Source organism: Streptomyces niphimycinicus, assembly GCF_018883605.1.
In the GTDB taxonomy this organism is placed as follows: Bacteria; Actinomycetota; Actinomycetes; order Streptomycetales; family Streptomycetaceae; genus Streptomyces; species Streptomyces niphimycinicus.
The window spans coordinates 1-1457 of the sequence record NZ_JAHLEM010001197.1 but is presented as its reverse complement, the minus strand read 5'-3'; the positions used below and the strand labels follow the sequence as shown (position 1 = coordinate 1457).

1 protein-coding gene is annotated in these 1457 nt (G+C 67.3%); it reads left to right on the top strand.

The features are described 5' to 3' along the window. A partial coding sequence (locus KN815_RS48810) for an acyltransferase domain-containing protein (RefSeq protein ID WP_216348163.1) occupies nucleotides 1-1457 on the top strand: 1457 nt, incomplete at both ends.

Here is a 1457-nt window from a genome sequence, read left to right as displayed (position 1 = left end):
TGCTGGTCGGCGAGGACCGCGAGGCCCTGCTGCGCGGTCTCGAGGAGATGGCTCAGGGCGGAATCGGCTCGGGAGTCGTCCAGGGACAGGCCGTCACGGGTGGCAAGACGGCGTTCTTGTTCTCGGGCCAGGGTGCGCAGCGGCTCGGCATGGGGCGGGAGTTGTACGAGGCGTTCCCGGTGTTCGCCCGTGCGCTGGACGAGGTGTGTGCTCACCTGGATGTGGTGCTGGACCGTCCGCTGCGTGAGGTGATGTTCGCGGCCGAGGGCAGTGCGGACGCCGAGCTGCTGCACCAGACGGCCTTCACCCAGCCCGCGCTGTTTGCCATCGAGGTGGCGCTGTTCCGGTTGCTGGAGCACTTCGGTGTCAGCCCGGATGTGCTGATCGGCCACTCCATCGGTGAGGTCGCGGCCGCGCATGTGGCGGGGGTGTTCTCGCTGGAGGACGCGTGCACGCTGATCGCGGCGCGTGGCCGTCTGATGCAGGCGTTGCCTGAAGGTGGCGCCATGGTGGCCATCCAGGCGACCGAAGAAGAGGTCGCCGGCTCACTCTCCGGCCGCGAGCACGAGATGAGCATCGCCGCGGTCAACGGTCCGTCGGCCGTGGTGGTCTCGGGCCATGCACACGCGGTCCGGGAAGTCGCGGGTGTCTGGGAGGCGAGGGGTCGAAAGACTAAGGGTTTGCGGGTCTCTCATGCGTTTCACTCTTGCCTTATGGACACTATGTTGGACGCGTTCGGCCAAGTGGTCCGCGAGCTCTCCTTCGAGCCGCCGACCATGACGCTGGTGTCCAATGTCACTGGTGGGCCGGTTTCCGAGACAGAGGTGTGCTCACCCGACTACTGGGTGAGGCATGTGCGTGAGGCGGTGCGGTTCGCGGATGGGGTACGTGCGCTTAAGGCGTTGGGTGTGACCAGGTTCCTTGAGGTGGGTCCCGATGGTGTGCTCACGGCGATGGCCCAGGATTGCCTGGCGGAAGGGATTGATGACACCCCTGGAACGGTTCTCGTTCCAGTGCTGCGCAAGGACCGTTCCGAGGCACGGGCGTTGACGACGGCGCTGGCCGAACTCCACGTCAGCGGTGCCTCGTTGGACTGGGAGTCGGTCTTGGCCGGTCGTGGCGCACGCCAGGTCGAGCTGCCGACGTATGCCTTCCAGCGCGAGCGTTTCTGGCCCGAGGCGTCCATGGCCCTGGGGAGCCGGGACACGGCGGCAGCGGACTCGGTGGACGCGCGGTTCTGGGAGGCGGTCGAGCGCGAGGATCTCCAGGCGCTGGCCCAGGCGCTCGACATCGACGGCGAGGCCCCGCTGAGTCAGGTGCTGCCGGCGTTGTCGGCGTATCACCGCAGTAGCCGTGACCGGTCGACGATTGACGGTTGGCGTTATCGGGTGTCGTGGAAGCCGGTTCCGGATGTGGTCGAGGGGTCGTTGTCGGGGTCGTGGCTGGTGGTGGTTCCG